The 16882-nt window shown below is 46.7% G+C and carries 14 protein-coding genes; 7 read left to right on the top strand and 7 right to left on the bottom strand.

Annotation, left to right across the window (positions count from 1 at the left end; genetic code table 11):
- Window positions 1-47 precede the first annotated feature (47 nt).
- The 5 genes from KO531_RS13560 to KO531_RS13580 all read right to left on the bottom strand — a co-directional run bounded on the left by KO531_RS13560 (window position 48) and on the right by KO531_RS13580 (window position 6607).
- Window positions 48-371: a hypothetical protein gene (locus tag KO531_RS13560; RefSeq protein WP_131524445.1), complete on the bottom strand. Its 324-nt coding sequence runs from the start codon at window positions 369-371 to the stop codon at window positions 48-50.
- Between the two features lie 37 nt (window positions 372-408).
- Window positions 409-672, bottom strand: a complete 264-nt coding sequence (locus KO531_RS13565) for a hypothetical protein (protein ID WP_168826198.1) — start codon at window positions 670-672, stop codon at window positions 409-411.
- Window positions 673-813: 141 nt separating this feature from the next.
- Complete coding sequence (locus tag KO531_RS13570; protein WP_113940203.1) at window positions 814-3948, bottom strand: efflux RND transporter permease subunit; 3135 nt, start codon at window positions 3946-3948, stop codon at window positions 814-816.
- A 9-nt stretch (window positions 3949-3957) separates the two neighbouring features.
- Window positions 3958-5103, bottom strand: a complete 1146-nt coding sequence (locus tag KO531_RS13575) for an efflux RND transporter periplasmic adaptor subunit (RefSeq protein ID WP_105250703.1) — start codon at window positions 5101-5103, stop codon at window positions 3958-3960.
- An 814-nt stretch (window positions 5104-5917) separates the two neighbouring features.
- A complete protein-coding gene (locus KO531_RS13580) occupies window positions 5918-6607 on the bottom strand; it encodes a DNA-3-methyladenine glycosylase I (RefSeq protein ID WP_219251427.1) in 690 nt (229 codons plus the stop codon).
- Between the two features lie 206 nt (window positions 6608-6813).
- On the opposite strand from KO531_RS13580, the gene KO531_RS13585 reads away from it, so the two are divergent.
- Window positions 6814-7461, top strand: coding sequence for a glutathione S-transferase family protein (locus KO531_RS13585; protein ID WP_131524442.1), 648 nt, complete (start codon window positions 6814-6816; stop codon window positions 7459-7461).
- A gap of 24 nt (window positions 7462-7485) precedes the next feature.
- Here KO531_RS13585 and KO531_RS13590 read toward each other — a convergent pair whose 3' ends face one another.
- Window positions 7486-8016, bottom strand: a complete 531-nt coding sequence (locus KO531_RS13590) for a thioesterase family protein (protein ID WP_011791203.1) — start codon at window positions 8014-8016, stop codon at window positions 7486-7488.
- A gap of 175 nt (window positions 8017-8191) precedes the next feature.
- Entirely contained in the window at window positions 8192-10231 is a 2040-nt protein-coding gene (gene prlC / locus KO531_RS13595) for an oligopeptidase A (RefSeq protein ID WP_219251428.1), read from the bottom strand.
- Between the two features lie 269 nt (window positions 10232-10500).
- On the opposite strand from prlC, the gene KO531_RS13600 reads away from it, so the two are divergent.
- The 6 genes from KO531_RS13600 (at window position 10501) to KO531_RS13625 (ending at window position 16843) form a co-directional block, all read left to right on the top strand.
- The gene (locus KO531_RS13600; RefSeq protein WP_219251429.1) at window positions 10501-11292 is read left to right on the top strand and encodes a hypothetical protein; all 792 of its coding nucleotides are present in this window, start codon (window positions 10501-10503) and stop codon (window positions 11290-11292) included.
- A 152-nt stretch (window positions 11293-11444) separates the two neighbouring features.
- Window positions 11445-12011 carry a hypothetical protein gene (locus tag KO531_RS13605; protein WP_219251430.1) on the top strand — a complete coding sequence of 189 codons (567 nt, stop codon included), beginning with the start codon at window positions 11445-11447 and terminating at the stop codon, window positions 12009-12011.
- A gap of 146 nt (window positions 12012-12157) precedes the next feature.
- Complete coding sequence (gorA, locus tag KO531_RS13610) at window positions 12158-13513, top strand: glutathione-disulfide reductase (RefSeq protein ID WP_219251431.1); 1356 nt, start codon at window positions 12158-12160, stop codon at window positions 13511-13513.
- Between the two features lie 181 nt (window positions 13514-13694).
- The gene (locus tag KO531_RS13615) at window positions 13695-13895 is read left to right on the top strand and encodes a DUF1656 domain-containing protein (RefSeq protein ID WP_105250710.1); all 201 of its coding nucleotides are present in this window, start codon (window positions 13695-13697) and stop codon (window positions 13893-13895) included.
- Between the two features lie 6 nt (window positions 13896-13901).
- The gene (locus KO531_RS13620) at window positions 13902-14765 is read left to right on the top strand and encodes an HlyD family secretion protein (protein ID WP_219251432.1); all 864 of its coding nucleotides are present in this window, start codon (window positions 13902-13904) and stop codon (window positions 14763-14765) included.
- A 5-nt stretch (window positions 14766-14770) separates the two neighbouring features.
- Window positions 14771-16843, top strand: coding sequence for an FUSC family protein (locus KO531_RS13625; protein WP_219251433.1), 2073 nt, complete (start codon window positions 14771-14773; stop codon window positions 16841-16843).
- Window positions 16844-16882: the final 39 nt, after the last annotated feature.

Genomic DNA, 16882 nt, shown 5'->3' on the forward strand with positions numbered 1-16882 from the left:
AAAGGGCGTCGATGATAAAGTCGACGCCCTTTCTTTATTCAATAGCTTTAGTCGTATAGCCATTCCATTAACAGACTGCAGATCATCAAAAAAATACCTAGATTAAACACATAGGTCTGTAGGGTAGATTTTAATGTCGAGTCCTCAGCTTGCGACACTATCTGGCTCACTGACATAAAAAATAATTGAGGGGCTAACCCCATTCCCACAAATAACACAGCAGCACCGACACAGCGAGTTAACTCTGGTAGTACAAGCTCCTGCAAGTAAAATGCATAAACGCCATAGGCCAAAAATGCCAGCGCTATGCCATGGCATACCATTCCCACGATAAGTTGCTTAGTGGCAAGATTACCCCACGAAAACACCATGTCACTCCTACACTCAGCTTAACCAGAACTATTGATACTATTGGGCGCGAAGTTTATCTCGCTTACGATTAATCTGCACCCACACAAACCAACCAAATAAAATACCGCCAATGGGATAAATATAGAGCGCTCTTTGCAGTTCCGCCCAGAATGGATCGCCCGAGATAAAGTAATGTATTAAGGCGACCACGAGGGAGGTCAGCATACCCCAGAAAAATACGCCAAAGACCAAAATGACGTACATCTTACCCTTAGCAATGAGTGCATCTAGTTTTTGCAATTCCAACGCAGCATCATCCATGTTTCGTCCTCTTAACTGCCTCAGCGCAATATGCCAGAACTCGCGGACAGTGCCTATCCATCTTTATAACTAACAGCATTAAAATAACAAAAAGCCCTGCAATTGCAGGGCTTTAGTTTAGAAGTTTAGAAACGATCGAGCTTATTCAGCTGAGTTTGGCTTCTGTTCTTTAGCTTTCTTCTCGCGCTTACTGAAGAGACGCTCCACTATCACGAAGAATAATGGTACGAAGAAGATCCCTAGGAAAGTCGAGCTCATCATACCGCCGAGTACACCTGTACCAATGGCGTTTTGACTACCAGAGCCTACACCGGTACTGATAGCTAACGGCACAACACCCAGGCCAAAGGCTAGAGACGTCATTAAGATGGGGCGAAGACGCACACGCACCGCATGCAAGGTCGCCTCAACTAAGCCTGAACCTTTCTCATAGAACTCTTTGGCGAATTCCACAATCAAGATGGCGTTCTTAGTCGCTAACCCTACTGTGGTTAACAGCCCCACTTGGAAGAACACGTCGTTTGGCAAGCCGCGACCATTCATTGCAATCAAGGCACCGATGATCCCGAGCGGAACCACGAGCACAACAGCAAAGGGTACCGACCAGCTTTCATAGAGTGCTGCCAATACTAAGAAGACCACTAAGATCGACAGAGCATACAGCGCTGGCGCTTGGTTACCCGATAGACGTTCTTCATACGATAGACCGTTCCACGCGACACCAAAACCAGGAGGAAGCTGCTTGGCTAAGTCTTCCATAATTGTCATAGCTGCACCGGTACTGAAACCAGGAGCCGTGGCACCTTGAATGTTCATCGATGGTAAGCCGTTAAAGCGTTCTAAACGTGGAGAACCGTATTCCCATGCACCAGTGGCAAACGCAGAGAATGGCACCATGTCACCCTTGTTATTGCGCACGTACCAAGAATCTAAATCTCCCGGTTGCATACGATACTGGGCATCACCTTGCACATATACTTTCTTCACGCGGCCGCGGTCAATAAAGTCATTCACATAAGAACCACCCCAAGCCGTTGCAAGCACATTGTTCACATTAGTGATTTCAATGCCTAACGCGCTCAACTTAGCGTGATCTACATGTAATTGATAAATTGGCGCATCTTCTTGACCGTTTGGACGCACACCCACCAGATTTGGATTCTGTGCCGCCATACCAAGCAGTTGATTACGTGCCGCCACTAACTTCTCGTGGCCTTGGCCGTTCTTATCCTGCAGGTACATGTCGAAACCGTTCGCCGTCCCCAACTCGATTACCGCAGGCGGTACGAAGGCGAATACTAAGGCATCTTTCATCTGACCGAACACACCCATAGCGCGACCAGCAATAGACTTCACATCCATACCAGGCGCTTCACGCTCAGACCAATCCTTCAAACCAACGAAGGCGATACCCATGTTTTGCCCTTGACCCGCAAAACTGAAGCCCGCCACGCTAAACACCGATCTCACGCCCTCCTCAGCCATAAAGTGATCAGACACTTTCTCCAATACTTTTAAGGTGCTTTCTTGAGTTGAGTTAGTCGGCAAAATGGCTTGCGTGAACAAAATACCTTGGTCTTCATCTGGTAAGAACGCCGTAGGCATACGGATAAAGATCCAACCCACTGCAATAACCAGCACAACGTAAATCGCCATCACTCTAAAGCCGCGCTTGATGATCCCAGCAACGCTCGACTCATAACGATTAGTCAGTTTATCGAAACTACGGTTAAACCAACCAAAGAAGCCAGTTTCGATATGAGCATGGCCCTTCTTAATCGGTTTGAGCATAGTCGCACAAAGTGCAGGTGTTAAAATCAAAGCAACTAGAACAGACAACGCCATCGCAGATACGATAGTGATAGAGAACTGACGATAAATAACCCCCGTTGAACCTGACATAAATGCCATAGGGACAAACACTGCAGAGAGGGTCAGACCGATACCGACTAAAGCACCGGTAATTTGATCCATCGACTTACGCGTCGCTTCCAGTGGACTTAAGCCCTCCTCGGCCATTACCCGCTCGACGTTTTCCACCACCACAATCGCATCGTCCACCAGCAAACCAATGGCGAGCACCATAGCAAACATAGTTAAAGTGTTAATCGAGAAACCCGCTAACGACAGAATCGCAAAGGTTCCCAGCAATACCACAGGTACTGCAATAGTCGGGATCAAAGTTGCGCGGAAATTTTGCAAGAAGAGGTACATGATGATGAACACTAGTACAATAGCTTCAAGCAGGGTATGCACTACACCTTCTATCGATTTTTCAACGAAAGGCGTTGTATCGTATGGATAAACAACTTCTAGCCCTTGCGGGAAGAAAGGTTTCATCTCAGCAATTTTTTCACGAACAGCTTCAGCAGTATCAAGCGCGTTAGCACCCGTTGCCAGCTTAATCGCTAACCCTGTCGCAGGTTGACCGTTATACAGTGACACCACAGCATAACTTTCAGAACCTAATTCAACCCGTGCCACATCGCTTAGGAAGACGTTTGCGCCTGAAATATCCGATTTAAGGATAATTTTGCGGAACTCTTCTGCCGTTTGTAAGCGGCTTTGAGCCGATACCGTTGCGTTCAACTCTTGGCCAGCCACAGAGGGCGCGCCACCTAACTGTCCAGCTGAAACTTGAGCGTTTTGAGAACGAATCGCAGCGATAACGTCTAAACTGGTCAAGTTGTATTGAGTCAATTTCAACGGATCTAGCCATATACGCATCGCATATTGGGCACCAAACAGCTGAATTTCACCTACGCCCGGTACGCGACTCATAGGATCTTGAATGTTCGCACCAACATAGTCGGCGATATCGCCTTTATCTAACGAACCATCGGTCGATACGAAGCCTAATACCATTAAGAAGCCTGAACTCGACTTGTTAACGTTAACCCCTTGCGCCTGCACCTCTTGCGGTAACAGGGTCATAGCGCCCTGTAACTTGTTCTGTACTTGAACCTGTGCAATATCCGGATCGGCTTCAGCGTTAAAGGTTAAAGTGATCTCAGCATTACCAAAACTGTCACTGGCTGAGGCGATATAACGGAGGTGATCGATACCCGTCATACGTTGCTCAATCACCTGAGTCACAGAATCTTCAACAATCTTAGCGGAAGCGCCAGGATAGTTAGCACTGATCACCACGGTCGGTGGTGCAATGTTAGGATATTGGGACACTGGCAGCGAGCGGATCGAAAGGATCCCCGCCAGCATAATAATCAAGGAGATCACCCACGCAAAGATGGGGCGATCAATAAAAAAACGTGCCATAGCTATGCCCTATTGTGCTTGCGTTTCAGAAATAACTTTGGTGGTTACTGGAGCGCCGGGACGAACTTTCTGTAATCCTTCCACAATCAACTTGTCGCCCACAGTTAAACCAGAAGTGACTCGCCATTGGTTGTTAATCACTTCTGCGGTCGTCACAGTTTTCGCTTCGACTAAACCTTGGTCATTCACCACCATAGCCACAGCTTCACCCTTAGAGTTACGCGTAATCGCTTTTTGTGGAACCAAGATAGCCTGTGGATCAGTGCCCGCATTTAACATAGCGCGAACATACATGCCAGGTAACAAGATACCTTCAGGGTTAGGGAATTCGGCGCGCAGAATAACTGAGCCAGTGTTTGGATCCACGCTCACTTCAGCGAACTGCAACTTACCCGGATGACTATATTGAGTACCATCTTCAAGCAATAATTTCACGTCTGCATTTTCTGAAGCTTGTAGCTTACCTTGCTGCAACTTAGCTTTAAGACGTAACAACTGAGCACTCGATTGCGCGATATCCACATTGATAGGATCAAGTTGTTGAATCGTCGCCAGCGTTTGGCTCTGGTTGGCAGTGACTAACGCACCCGCAGTCACACTCGATTTACCGATACGACCAGAGATAGGCGCTAATACTTCAGTATATTGCAGGTTGATTTTAGCGGTGTTAATCGCAGCTTCAGCCACGGTAACATTTGCCAATGCTTCTTTATAAGCCGCTTCAGCTTCATCGAACTCTTGCTTACTGATGGCGTTGGTTTTTACCAATTGCTGATAACGTGCCGCCTTAGCTTTTGCTGAGGCTAAGCCCGCATTCGCTCTGGCTAAATCAGCATTGGCACTCACTAAAGCAGCTTTATAAGTTGAAGAGTCAATCTGATACAAGGATTCACCCTGTTTCACATTGCCACCTTCAACAAAACTACGCTTAGTGATAATACCGTTAACCTGTGGACGAACTTCAGCCTCGAGGAAAGCTTTACTGCGTCCTGGTAATTCCACCTGAATCACTTGTGGCTGGGCAACAACATTAAGGATTCCCACTTCCATACTACGTGGACCAGCACCCGCCTGAGCGCTCTCTTCTTGAGGGCTGCAAGCTGCCATCCATAACGCCACGCTTATAACTGAGGCAAGTTTAATTGTCTGCCGCATGAGAACTCCTTCAAATATTAACTGCCCACATACCAGTACACTTATTGCGCTGACACGAGCCGTAATTGTAACTAAAATCAAATCCGTTATTTATCTCATAGCCTATATGAATCAACAAGGAAGATAACGAAACTAAATTGTAAACTAATGAAAATTTTCACTCATTCAGCATTACTATATTCATCGAATTGTTATTCGATTTAAAAAATCGGTTAACTTTGAGTGGCATTGTTAGGGGGATATGCCGTAAAACACCCAATAAGCCTACTCCATATTGAATATGTTGCAAATCTGTTCATATTCTAGACTTGCGGCAGGCCAAGGCCCACAGCTCAATGACGTTAGCTTAACCGTCACTTGTTGCAATAATTTGTACATAGAGACGAAAACGCAGCGCGCTTGTTTTTACTCAGGCCACTCTCAGCATCAAGTCGTTAAAAACGACCCTATCAAGACTGACAATACCGAAAGAGAGTAAGCAAAGAGCTGGCTTCAGACTGCTTGTGCGTAAAAACATGAATACATCCGATAGCGGATTGCTGTGCAGTTTATTACATCTACTATTTGTGCACGGCTAAAATGCAGCGCCAGCGTTATGAGTCAACGCCATACAATTAAACAGTCACAAATAATAGCTAGCGGGCTATTTTAGTGGTTACCCCAAAACGGAGCAAACCCGAAATTCAGATTAATACCCCATTAAATGAAACTCAGACTCCCACAAATAATGCTTCTGTAATGAAAAATATTGCTAGCAAAGCAATATTTGTCTATTAAAACTAATTTGTTCATCTTCAATCACAACTTAACAGGACTAAATTCGATTATCGCCCACGCTGCAAGCCAAAATACGGCTGATATCAGCCAAACAACGACCCGACTCCTGTTGCCACTGATTAAATACGGCTTGCACTTGCTTAAGCGCCGTTTGTGATGAAAAACCCGTATCGACTAACTTCTGTGCTTTAAAATAGCCTTGTACATCATCGGTTAACAAAAAGGTATCTTTGCCAATGCCGCGCAGAAAATAAGGACCCGTATTGCCGCCCAATCGAGTACCGCGTTTCTTCAACAACGCCCACAAACCAATAATATCCTGTGTCGGCCAAGCGGCGATCAGTTGCGCCAAACTGCCATGTTCGCGAGCAACATCGTGGATCATCAGAGCGTTATCATAAATAGCTTGAGTCTTTTTAAGATGGCGAATCAAGGTCGCATCACTTGCCCGCGCTTGAATTTGCTCAGGCGATAACATTAATACTTTATGCGGTTCGAACCCAAAGAAAGACTTCTCATACTCGGGCCATTTGTTAACAACCACTCGCCATACAAAACCACTTTGAAACACCTGACGGCTCATCGCCGACAATAATTCAGCATCCCGATATTGGCGAATTTCATCATCAGACAGGCAACCAGACAATAAGGCTTCGAGTCCAGCAGGTCCGCCTTTGCGCTCACTGGCTCTGGCATAAATAGATGAAAAACGCTCTAACTGGCTCATATTATTACCTTTAAAATGATTAAATCCCGACACTTTCTATATGGGCTCATAATACCGATTTTTATCCCTGATGGATCACTTGGCTTTGCCAAGAAAAATTGTGTTTATTCCAGCATTTTTTAAGAAAACTCTTACAGCAAGCGCTTCAATTACGACTAAAGTTAAAACGTAAAGTCCGTAAAAGACTGGGTTTGGAGTGAGTGCCTATGGAGCTTTTTTATCACCCGTTATCACGCTATTCACAGAAAGTGCTCATCGCACTTTATGAAAAGCAGGCCAACTTCTACCCCAGAATCATAGATCTACGCGACCCTTTGTCTCGCAAGGAATTTCACCAACGTTATCCGCAAGCGCGAATCCCTCTGCTTAAAGCCCAAAATGAACAGCTGATACCCGAATCCAGCATTATTATCGAGTACTTAGATAGGCATTTTGAAAACAGTACCCAGCTGCTGCCACAAGAACCACAACGCAACTTACAGGTACGTTTGTTCGATCGCATCATAGACAATGATATTAACAACCCATTATTTCAATTAGAAAAGTTAAAGCATATAGAAGACAGCAATGAATTCGAAATCAAACAATTAGAGAAGCAACTACTGACACAGTTTCAACGCTTAGACGCGCAACTCACACAACATCATTGGGTCTGTGGCGACAGTTTTACCTTAGCCGACTGTGCACTAATCCCTTGTTTAAGCTATAGCTTCCAACATCTAAACCTGTTGGATTTAGATGAAATCGTGCGCTATTGGCAACAGGCACAACTGCGTGGCGCTTGGATGTTAGTACAAGAAGAGGTGTTACTGGCTGAGATGGAGGAAACGGCAGGAATAAGAGGCATACCTTAGCGAGTAAGTCATGCCTCAACACAATCACATATTGCGTTCTTTCTTCAACTGCAAAAACGCTTTCCACTTCACGACTTCTGGCGGCAACTCAGGTGCAGGATCGGTATAACCCGCTTCTTTCACGAGTACATCTAGCGGCACTTGCTTACCTTTGCACACAAACACACCGCGCACATGCACGATACAATGTAGGCCACGTTCGCTCACAAAGCGTTGTTCAATATAGAAATATTTTTCATCCCAACCGACGACTTTGGTTTCAATCTCAAAGGTTTTCAGCGGCTTAATATCGCGAATATAAGTAAATTCGGCGGCGTTGACTATCGGCATCCACTTCAACTTCAAGAAACGTTTCAGCAGACCCATCTCAGCCAACATATAAGTCCGCGCCAGATCCATAAACGCGGGATAGCGAGAATTAGTGAGATGGAAATTGATGTCGCAATCGCTCGGTAAAGCACGATAAGTGATACGACTTGTCCCTAGAAAATCGATCTTACGACAATGGCGCGTGCGCCAGAATAACAACCAAAACAAACGAAAATACAGATTCATAACGCGCCGCCCTTGAAATAAGAGCCACAGGCTAACAGAGGTCATACCACAGGGCAAGCGAGATATAGCTCACAAAAAAGACGCCCTAAGGCGTCTTTTTATCGTTCGATTAAGCTAAATACCCTCAGATAATCATCCCATTAAAATGGGCTGATTTATCAAAACGCACAATTGCTTATGCAGCAATGCCTGAATGTCTTAACAGGGCATCGATATTCGGCTCGCGTCCCATAAACTGTTTGAACAAGTCCATCGGCTCGGCTGCCCCCCCCATTTCGAGGATATTGTGCAGGAAACGACGACCCGTTTCAGGGTTGAAAATACCTTCCTCTTCGAAGCGGGAAAACGCATCCGCCGACAGCACTTCAGCCCATTTATAGCTGTAATAACCTGCGGCATAACCGCCCGCAAAAATATGGGCAAATCCATGTTGGAAACGGTTAAAATCCGGCGGTGTTAATACGGCCACCTGACGACGCACTTCGTCTAAGGTTTCTTGAATGCGCGCGCCTTTGGCTGGGTCGTATTCGTGGTGCATTCTAAAATCGAACAATGAGAACTCGAGTTGGCGCAGCATCATCATGCCAGACTGGAAGTTTTTCGCCGCCAGCATTTTATCTAACAAGGCTTTAGGTAATGGCTCGCCCGTTTCAAAGTGGCCAGAAATTTCGGCTAAGGCTTCTTCCTGCCAACACCAATTTTCCATAAATTGGCTCGGTAACTCGACCGCATCCCAAGGCACACCATTGATACCCGACACGCCTGCAACATCGATTTTGGTCAGCATGTGGTGGATACCATGGCCAAATTCGTGGAACAAGGTTGTCACTTCATCATGGGTAAACAGCGCAGGTTTGCCATCGACCGGACCATTAAAGTTACAGGTCAAATAAGCCACTGGCTTTTGTAATCCATTGGCGGTTTGACGGCGCACACGGCAGTCATCCATCCAAGCACCACCACGTTTACCTGTGCGGGCATATAAATCGAGGTAGAAACTACCTCTGTGTTCGTCAGTTTCGTCGAAAATATCGAAGAAACGCACGTCTTTATGCCATCGGTCAAAATCCTTTTGCTCAAGGATTTTAAGGCCGAACAAACGCGATACTGTGTAGAACAACCCCGAGAGCACTTTATCTTCGGGGAAATACGGACGCAGGATTTCCTGTGAAATCTCATACTTATGCTGCTGCAACTTCTCAGCATAGAAACTTAAGTCCCAAGAGGCCATTTCAGTCACGCCATATTCGGCCTCAGCAAACGCTCTCAGCTCAGCCAGTTCTGCCTTAGCTTGATCCTTTGAGCGCAGCGCTAATTCATTTAAAAATGCCATCACCTGCGCCGGCGTTTCAGCCATTTTCGTCGCTAGGGATTTGTCAGCAAAACTGTCAAAACCGAGTAACAATGCGAGTTCGTGGCGCAAAGCAAGAATTTCGTCCATCAGCGGGCTGTTATCAAACTCTCCGGCATTGGGACCTTGATCTGAAGCGCGAGTGACAAACGCACGGTAGCATTCTTCCCTAAGACTGCGGTTTTCGCTGTAGGTCATGACGGGTAGGTAAGATGGAAAATCTAAGGTAAATAACCAACCTTCTAGCTCACGCGACTGCGCCATCGCTTTAGCGGCGGCTTTGGCAGACTCAGGCAAACCAGCAAGCTCAGCTTCATCTGTGATCAACTTAGTCCAAGCTTGCGTCGCATCCAGTAATTGATTCGAAAAACCACTGGTGAGTTCAGAAAGACGTTTTACAATCTCGCCATAACGCACTTTTTGCGCGTCATCTAAGCCAATACCCGATAGTTCAAAGTCGCGCAGGCTGTGCTCTATCACCATCTGCTGCGCTTGGCTCAATTGTGCAAATTCATTGGATGCTCGCAGCGCTTTATAGGCTTGATACAAACCTTGGTGTTGGCCAACGTAAGTACCGTATTCCGATAAAAGAGGTAAACAAGCATCATGGGCGGCACGCCACTCATCTGTGCTAGTCACTGAATTCATATGAGAAACTGGCGACCAAATTTGGCTTAGCTCATCGTCAACCTGTTCTAATGGCGCGACCAAGTTGTCCCACGTAAAAGGACCTTGGTTCTGCAGCACTTCATCAATCTTAGTGCGGCACTGAGCAATAGCATGCTCAACGGCGACTTGAATATGTTCCGGTTTAATCTGTGAAAAAAGCGGTAATTTTGCGCCGCTAAGCAAAGGGTTGCTCATATTGACTCCTCAACAATCTGTATCTGTTATAAATAAGGGCTAATGGCCTATTTATCAAGGCGAGAAAACCGATTGTCCCCTTCGAACGCCTTACTTAACCCTATTTCCCCTGAAAAAAAGTGAACTAGTTCGCATTTAGGATTTACGTTTTATTTACCTACACATTGTTGCAATCTCGATCGCAAATCGAATCAATTCGCATTAATGTTTGTATGTGGGCAAGGTATTATCTGCATAACTAACGTACCTCGACCAAAATCAGTAAAAATATGGCAACACACTCAGTGAAAATTATCGCCAGCGTCCTCTGCACATTAGGGATCAACTGCCTTAGTCACAACGCAGTTGCTAATGAGGGCCTAGAACAAGTCGATAGTATTTCAAACACCATATTACCCCGCCAGATAACAGAACCTTTGGCGGTGACGCTGGATTTAGGTTGGGACAGCAAATATGTCTCACAGGGTCGCAATAACTTGCAAAATGGGGGTATTTATTGGCTCAATGCTGCCGTTCAACACGGCAACTTAACCACTTATGCCTTAGTCGGACGCGGTGATAGCCAAGCCTATACAGAGTGGAATATCGGCCTTGAATATGGGTTCAACTTAGCCGAAAACCTTGAGGCCAATCTGGGATATCAGCGCATTGAAGGCTATAGCAATAGCCGCTGCCAAGATAACGAGCTATTTGCAGAACTCGCCTACAGCGCCACAGCTTGGTTGGTACCATCGGTGAGTTATGTCTATTCCACAGAGGCGGCAGGCTACTTTGTTGAAGTGAGTTTGCACAGTTATTGGAATATCACAGACCAGTTCAGCCTCACGCCCTATATCACTCAAGGGTTTGATTTTAAATACCGCACAGAAGAACACGATGGCAGTAATAACCTGCAGTTTGGCCTCGAAGCGAATTATCAACTGACCCCAAGCATGAGTATTAGCGGACACATTAGCCACAGCATTGCCCAGAGTGATATTGAGCAAGAAGCCTCAGCCAATGGCGATATGAGTTCACAGGATCAAACCTATGCCGGCATTCACTTTGCGATAACGTTTTAACGTCGTTTTAGCTCTATGTTTCTAGCGCTGTATTGCAACCTTCCTCTGTCAATTTATCCCGTGACATTTGGCAAAAACAAAGCTCACTAACTAAACTCAAAATGTCGACGGAGCGACTCACTATTCACATCGATTTTGCCGAGGAACAGGGAATGTTAACGCATCATTTCTATCTTATCCGAACCGCTGTCATTACCTTGCCCCTGCTTTTTATCCCAGTGACAAACTCGACAAATGCGCAGCAGGTACCTGAGCCTGAACCGAGTCTAGAATCCTTAGCGCAACCGGCACAAACGGCGCCTTTGCCCCTAGGCACTTTGCTCGACAATGAAGGTAAGCCGATTAATGTGCCTAACCAAGTGCAAAGTGCATTCGAGTATTCGCCCCCCACTGTCACACCCGCAGAGCCATCCAAAACCACTAAATCAACTAAAGCCACTCAATCGAACAAAGCCGCTAAGAGTAAAAAACTCAGTCGCAAACAACAGCTAGCCAGTCGTGAACATGTCGCCAATGATCCTAATTGCCGTTGGCTCGATAAACGTATGGATCAGCTAGAGTCCCTACTCGGCGACAAGCAAGATAACGCTGCTAAACATCAAGCCGATGAACTCAGCGCCCGCCAAAAGGAGTGGCAATGTTTGAAATGTGGTGCAGAAGGCCCAGCTCAAAACGATCACTCTAAGTGCCAATATCGCCGCGAAACAGCCACGCGATAACAACTGAATGCAACTTTAGGAGTATTTTTATTAAAAGCAATGCCTTATACGTTAGTGATGCAATAGGCTGGTCTGTTACCGCAAAGCCCCCTACAATGACCTTCTGCTGTAAAGCATCTCATCCTTGAAGTAAGACGGAGAAACTCATGGCTCAACATTTTGACTATATCTGCCTAGGCGCAGGCAGCGGCGGTATCGCCTCAGCAAACCGAGCGGCAATACGTGGTGCTAAGGTTCTACTCATCGAAGCCAAACACGTGGGTGGCACCTGTGTAAACGTAGGTTGTGTACCCAAAAAAGTCATGTGGTATGGCGCCCATGTAGCCGAAGCGATGAACCTTTACGCCAAAGATTATGGTTTCGACGTCACTGTTAATAAATTCGATTGGAACACTTTGGTCGAAAACCGCGAAGCCTACATTGGTCGCATTCACGATGCCTATGGCCGTGGTTTTGCCAACAATAAAGTGACGCTGTTAAATGGCTACGGCCGTTTTGTGGATGGCAACACCATCGAAGTGGACGGCGAACATTACACCGCCGATCATATTCTTATCGCCACTGGCGGCGCGCCGACGATTCCGAACATTCCTGGCGCGCAATACGGTATCGATTCCGATGGTTTCTTCGCCCTGCGCGAGCAACCTAAGCGCGTTGCCGTTGTTGGCGCGGGTTATATCGCCGTTGAAGTCGCTGGCGTGTTACACGCTCTGGGCAGTGAAACTCACTTATTAGTGCGTAAACATGCGCCGCTACGTAACTTTGACCCTGTATTAGTCGATGCTCTCGTCGATGCGATGGCAACCGAAGGCCCGACATTACACACCCATAGCGTGCCAAAAGCCGTGGTTAAAAATGCCGATGACAGCCTGACATTAAACTTAGAAAACGGTGAAAGCATTACAGTCGATTGCTTGATTTGGGCAATTGGCCGCTCACCTGCAACAGGCAATATCGGCCTAGAAAATACCGAAGTGCAATTAGATAGCAAAGGCTATGTCATCACTGATGAGCAGCAAAATACGACTCACAAAGGGATTTACTGTGTCGGCGACATTATGGCGGGCGGCGTAGAGCTCACCCCTGTTGCGGTTAAAGCGGGCCGTTTGTTATCTGAGCGTTTATTTAACGGCATGACAGATGCCAAAATGGATTACAACCTGATCCCAACCGTTGTGTTCAGCCATCCACCTATCGGCACTATGGGCTTGACCGAACCTGAGGCCCGTACTCAATACGGCGACGATAACGTCAAAGTGTATACGTCGACGTTTACCTCCATGTACACCGCCGTTACGGCCCATCGCCAAGCCTGTAAGATGAAGTTAGTCTGCGCTGGCAAGGACGAAAAAGTCGTTGGTATTCATGGTATTGGTTTTGGTATGGACGAAATCCTTCAGGGTTTCGGCGTCGCCATGAAAATGGGCGCGACTAAGGCCGATTTCGATGCGGTCGTTGCTATCCACCCCACGGGCGCGGAAGAGTTTGTTACCATGAGGTAGAAGCGATTTTCGCTTTGATTTCATCATATTTAGGGCCAGCTTATGCTGGCCCTAATTGATCACAGATAGTATAAAACCATTAACTCTCACGCGACTTTCCTATAATCTCGACTGAGTACTTTGCATTTTAAACACTTAGTGCGGTTATCGCTGCGCCAATGTCATCGGGATGAATAGCGTAATGCTTAAAGAACTCGCGTTCGATGGTTTGTTATTTAGTCCATTAATTATCTTTATCCCCTTAGCTTTTCTGCTTTCCTGCATCACTCGCTGGGTACTCTATCAAACTGGGCTCTATCACAAGCTGTGGCGCGCAGCTTGGTTCGAAGTTGGGCTGTTTATCTGCTATCTGGCTTTGGTCATTTACTTGCTTGGGAGTTGATTGTTCATGGGAAAAATCTTTCGTATCAGCCTCACCCTTATTGTGGTCGCGATTGCAGGTATCGCCGGACATTGGATATGGTCGCACTACCTTTATTCTCCTTGGACCCGCGACGGCCGAGTTCGCGCCGAAATCATTACCATAGCGCCAGATGTATCCGGTTGGGTAAACCAACTGAATGTAAAAGACAATCAAGTCGTTAATAAAGGTGATGTATTGTTCACAGTGGACGATACCCGCTACAAAGCCACCATTGCCGAATTGAATGCCAAAGCGGAAAGCCAAAAATTGGCATGGGAACTGGCAAAACATAAATACAAACGCCGTATTGGTTTGACCAACGCCAACTTAGTCAGCAAAGAAACCTTCGACGAAGCCTTTATCAATACCGAACTGGCAAGAACCAGTTATGAACTCGCACAGGCACAATTGAATACCGCCAAAATTGACTTAGCGCGGACGCAAATTCACGCTCCTGAAAATGGCACCCTGATCAATTTAAGCCTGCGTAATGGCAACTATGTCAGCAAAGGCAACTCGGTATTTTCGCTGGTCAAACAAGACTCTCTCTATATCACAGGCTATTTTGAAGAAACCAAAATCCCCTTGGTTCACATAGGTCAAAACGCCGATGTCAGCCTAATGAGTGGCGGCCATGTCTTGCACGGCAAAGTGGTCAGCATAGGTAAGGCGATTGCCAATACCAATGTCACCGCTAATGGGCAGTTATTACCGCAAATTGGCCAAACCTTTAATTGGGTGAGGTTGTCGCAGCGGATTCCGGTCGATATCCAGCTAGATAGCATTCCTAAGGACATAGAGCTGAGCGTCGGCATGACAGTTTCCATCCAGCTACAGACTGAAAAATAGTCATTATGACGCTGTTACTTAAGAGTTTATTTTTTCCTGACCGACGAACCCTCATCTTCGCGATTAAAGGCGTGATCTCGATGGCGCTCGCCTTATATGTGGCCATGTTTTTAAATTTAGAACGGCCATATTGGGCGCTGGTGTCAGCGGTATTTTTGCAAATTCGCCCCGAAAGTGGACTCGTGATCGAAAAGGGCTTATGCCAAATTGGCGGCACCTTAGTCGGCGCGCTCGCGGGGATTGCCATACTCAACGGGTTTACGCCCTATCCCGAACTCGCCTTAGGATTACTCGCCTGCTGGATAGGGTTAAATTCTGGGTTGTCGGCCATGGTGCGCCAGCAAAACTTTGTCTATGCCTTTGCTATGGCGGGCATGACAGCCTGCTTGATAGTGCTCATTGTGATGGCGAGCCCGAGCACAGCCGATAGTGCAAAAATATTCGATGTGGCGCAGGCGAGGATCAGCGAAATTATCGTCGGCGCAATTTGTGCCGTCTTGGTCAGTTCGCTACTTTGGCCGACTAAGGTAAAACATGGTCTGCAACTGCATGCTAAAAACACAATTAATCAAACACTTAAATATCTTGCATTAGAACTCGATTTACAGGGCGTACATGCGAGCCGCCATGAACATATCGACACTATTATGGAATCAGTATCGGCGCTGAGTGACGACTCCAGCGCGGTGATTTATGAAGGTCCAGAAGGACGCGGGCAGAGCCATGCGGCGAACTTTCTCTGCAATAAAACCCTTTCGCTGTTGGCGGCAATCCAAATATTTGGCCGACTACAACGTAATCACTCCCATCTGGTCAGCGAACCGCTCGCGAAAACCTTAGCCAATATGCGCAGCAGTTTTACCCTGATGGCGCAATCTACTGATGACCAAGAATGCTACAAAATGGCGCGTACTTTAAGGTATCAACTCCAACAAAACCTGATGCAATACCGCGACCGAACCCCATTAGAGACTCGCTTACTCAAAGTTGCGATGGAGTTAAGCGCCGATCTCATCATGGTGCTCAAGAGTTATAACGTACTGACAAGCAATTCTGCGGTACAACTCAACGCGCCGCCAATGGAATTTCACCGAGATCCACTGATAGGGTTTACGACCGGTCTACGCAGCATGGCGGTATTTGTCATTGGGGCTTCGCTGTGGATCGGCACAGGATCGAGCGCGGTACTCATGATGATCCTGATGCCAGTGGTTTTTTCCATCATGATGGCGCGCCAGCCACTGCCGATGCTAACCACGATTTTGCGCCGTATTCTTGTCGGTATCACTATCGCTGTCCCCCTCACAGTGTTTTACGCTTTACCTTTGCTGGCAGAGAGTAGCGGCGATTTCGAAATCCTCATTTTAGTGCTCGCAGGCCCCTTTTTTATTGGGCTACTCGCTTTAGCGAATCGACCGACTTTACCCTATGGTCTCGGGATTTGCGTGCCGTTTGCGGTATTAGTACAGCCCAGTAATACCATTTCATTTGCGATAGAAAACACCGTCAGCAATGCCTTAGCGATTTTTGTTGGCGTCACTGTGCTGTATTGGTTGTTTAAATTGATTACCGAACCTAGCCAGCGGTTGATGCAATATCGTCTGCTGCAATCTATCCAAAAAGATCTAGTGCATATCGCGCAGCATAACGATCCTGAGCCTTGGTTTAACGCCCGCATGGGCGATCGACTGCTGCGGATAGCCAGTTACGAAAAAGGCTCGGGCAAGAGTTCGAGGGTATTTACCGATCTGGTGTTCACTGCACTTAATCTAGGCCATGTGTCGATTCGAATGCGACGCATGTTGCAGGGGATTTCAGATACGCACTCAAACTCAGACTTAGAAAATGCACTCAACCTCTGGCAACACAATTTAGGTCAGGCATTTATCGCCTGCGCCCACGGCCAAGTCGCAGAAGAGTTTAACACCAGCAGCGAAGCCTTATTACAAGCGCTGGCGCAATGCCCGTTACCCCACGAACAATTCACTCTGATTACTGGGATGTTTGAACGCATCACCTTAACCTTCGAACGCACTGCCCACAGTATCGCCGAGCAGAAAAACACCTCTGAAAAATAGTCAGTTCTCAAACTATTTTCCGCCGAAAAAGCCACTCTC

Source organism: Shewanella sp. NKUCC06_TVS (assembly GCF_019345515.1).
Lineage (GTDB): Bacteria > Pseudomonadota > Gammaproteobacteria > Enterobacterales > Shewanellaceae > Shewanella > Shewanella oncorhynchi.

Coding starts and splice junctions, on each gene's coding strand:
- KO531_RS13625 (WP_219251433.1), top strand. CDS start 14,771: ATGACGCTGTTACTTAAGAGTTTATTTTTTCCTGACCGACGAACCCTC.
- KO531_RS13560 (WP_131524445.1), bottom strand. CDS start 371: ATGGTGTTTTCGTGGGGTAATCTTGCCACTAAGCAACTTATCGTGGGA.
- gorA (WP_219251431.1), top strand. CDS start 12,158: ATGGCTCAACATTTTGACTATATCTGCCTAGGCGCAGGCAGCGGCGGT.
- KO531_RS13615 (WP_105250710.1), top strand. CDS start 13,695: ATGCTTAAAGAACTCGCGTTCGATGGTTTGTTATTTAGTCCATTAATT.
- KO531_RS13575 (WP_105250703.1), bottom strand. CDS start 5,103: ATGCGGCAGACAATTAAACTTGCCTCAGTTATAAGCGTGGCGTTATGG.
- KO531_RS13580 (WP_219251427.1), bottom strand. CDS start 6,607: ATGAGCCAGTTAGAGCGTTTTTCATCTATTTATGCCAGAGCCAGTGAG.
- KO531_RS13585 (WP_131524442.1), top strand. CDS start 6,814: ATGGAGCTTTTTTATCACCCGTTATCACGCTATTCACAGAAAGTGCTC.
- prlC (WP_219251428.1), bottom strand. CDS start 10,231: ATGAGCAACCCTTTGCTTAGCGGCGCAAAATTACCGCTTTTTTCACAG.
- KO531_RS13565 (WP_168826198.1), bottom strand. CDS start 672: ATGGATGATGCTGCGTTGGAATTGCAAAAACTAGATGCACTCATTGCT.
- KO531_RS13570 (WP_113940203.1), bottom strand. CDS start 3,948: ATGGCACGTTTTTTTATTGATCGCCCCATCTTTGCGTGGGTGATCTCC.
- KO531_RS13590 (WP_011791203.1), bottom strand. CDS start 8,016: ATGAATCTGTATTTTCGTTTGTTTTGGTTGTTATTCTGGCGCACGCGC.
- KO531_RS13600 (WP_219251429.1), top strand. CDS start 10,501: ATGGCAACACACTCAGTGAAAATTATCGCCAGCGTCCTCTGCACATTA.
- KO531_RS13620 (WP_219251432.1), top strand. CDS start 13,902: ATGGGAAAAATCTTTCGTATCAGCCTCACCCTTATTGTGGTCGCGATT.
- KO531_RS13605 (WP_219251430.1), top strand. CDS start 11,445: ATGTTAACGCATCATTTCTATCTTATCCGAACCGCTGTCATTACCTTG.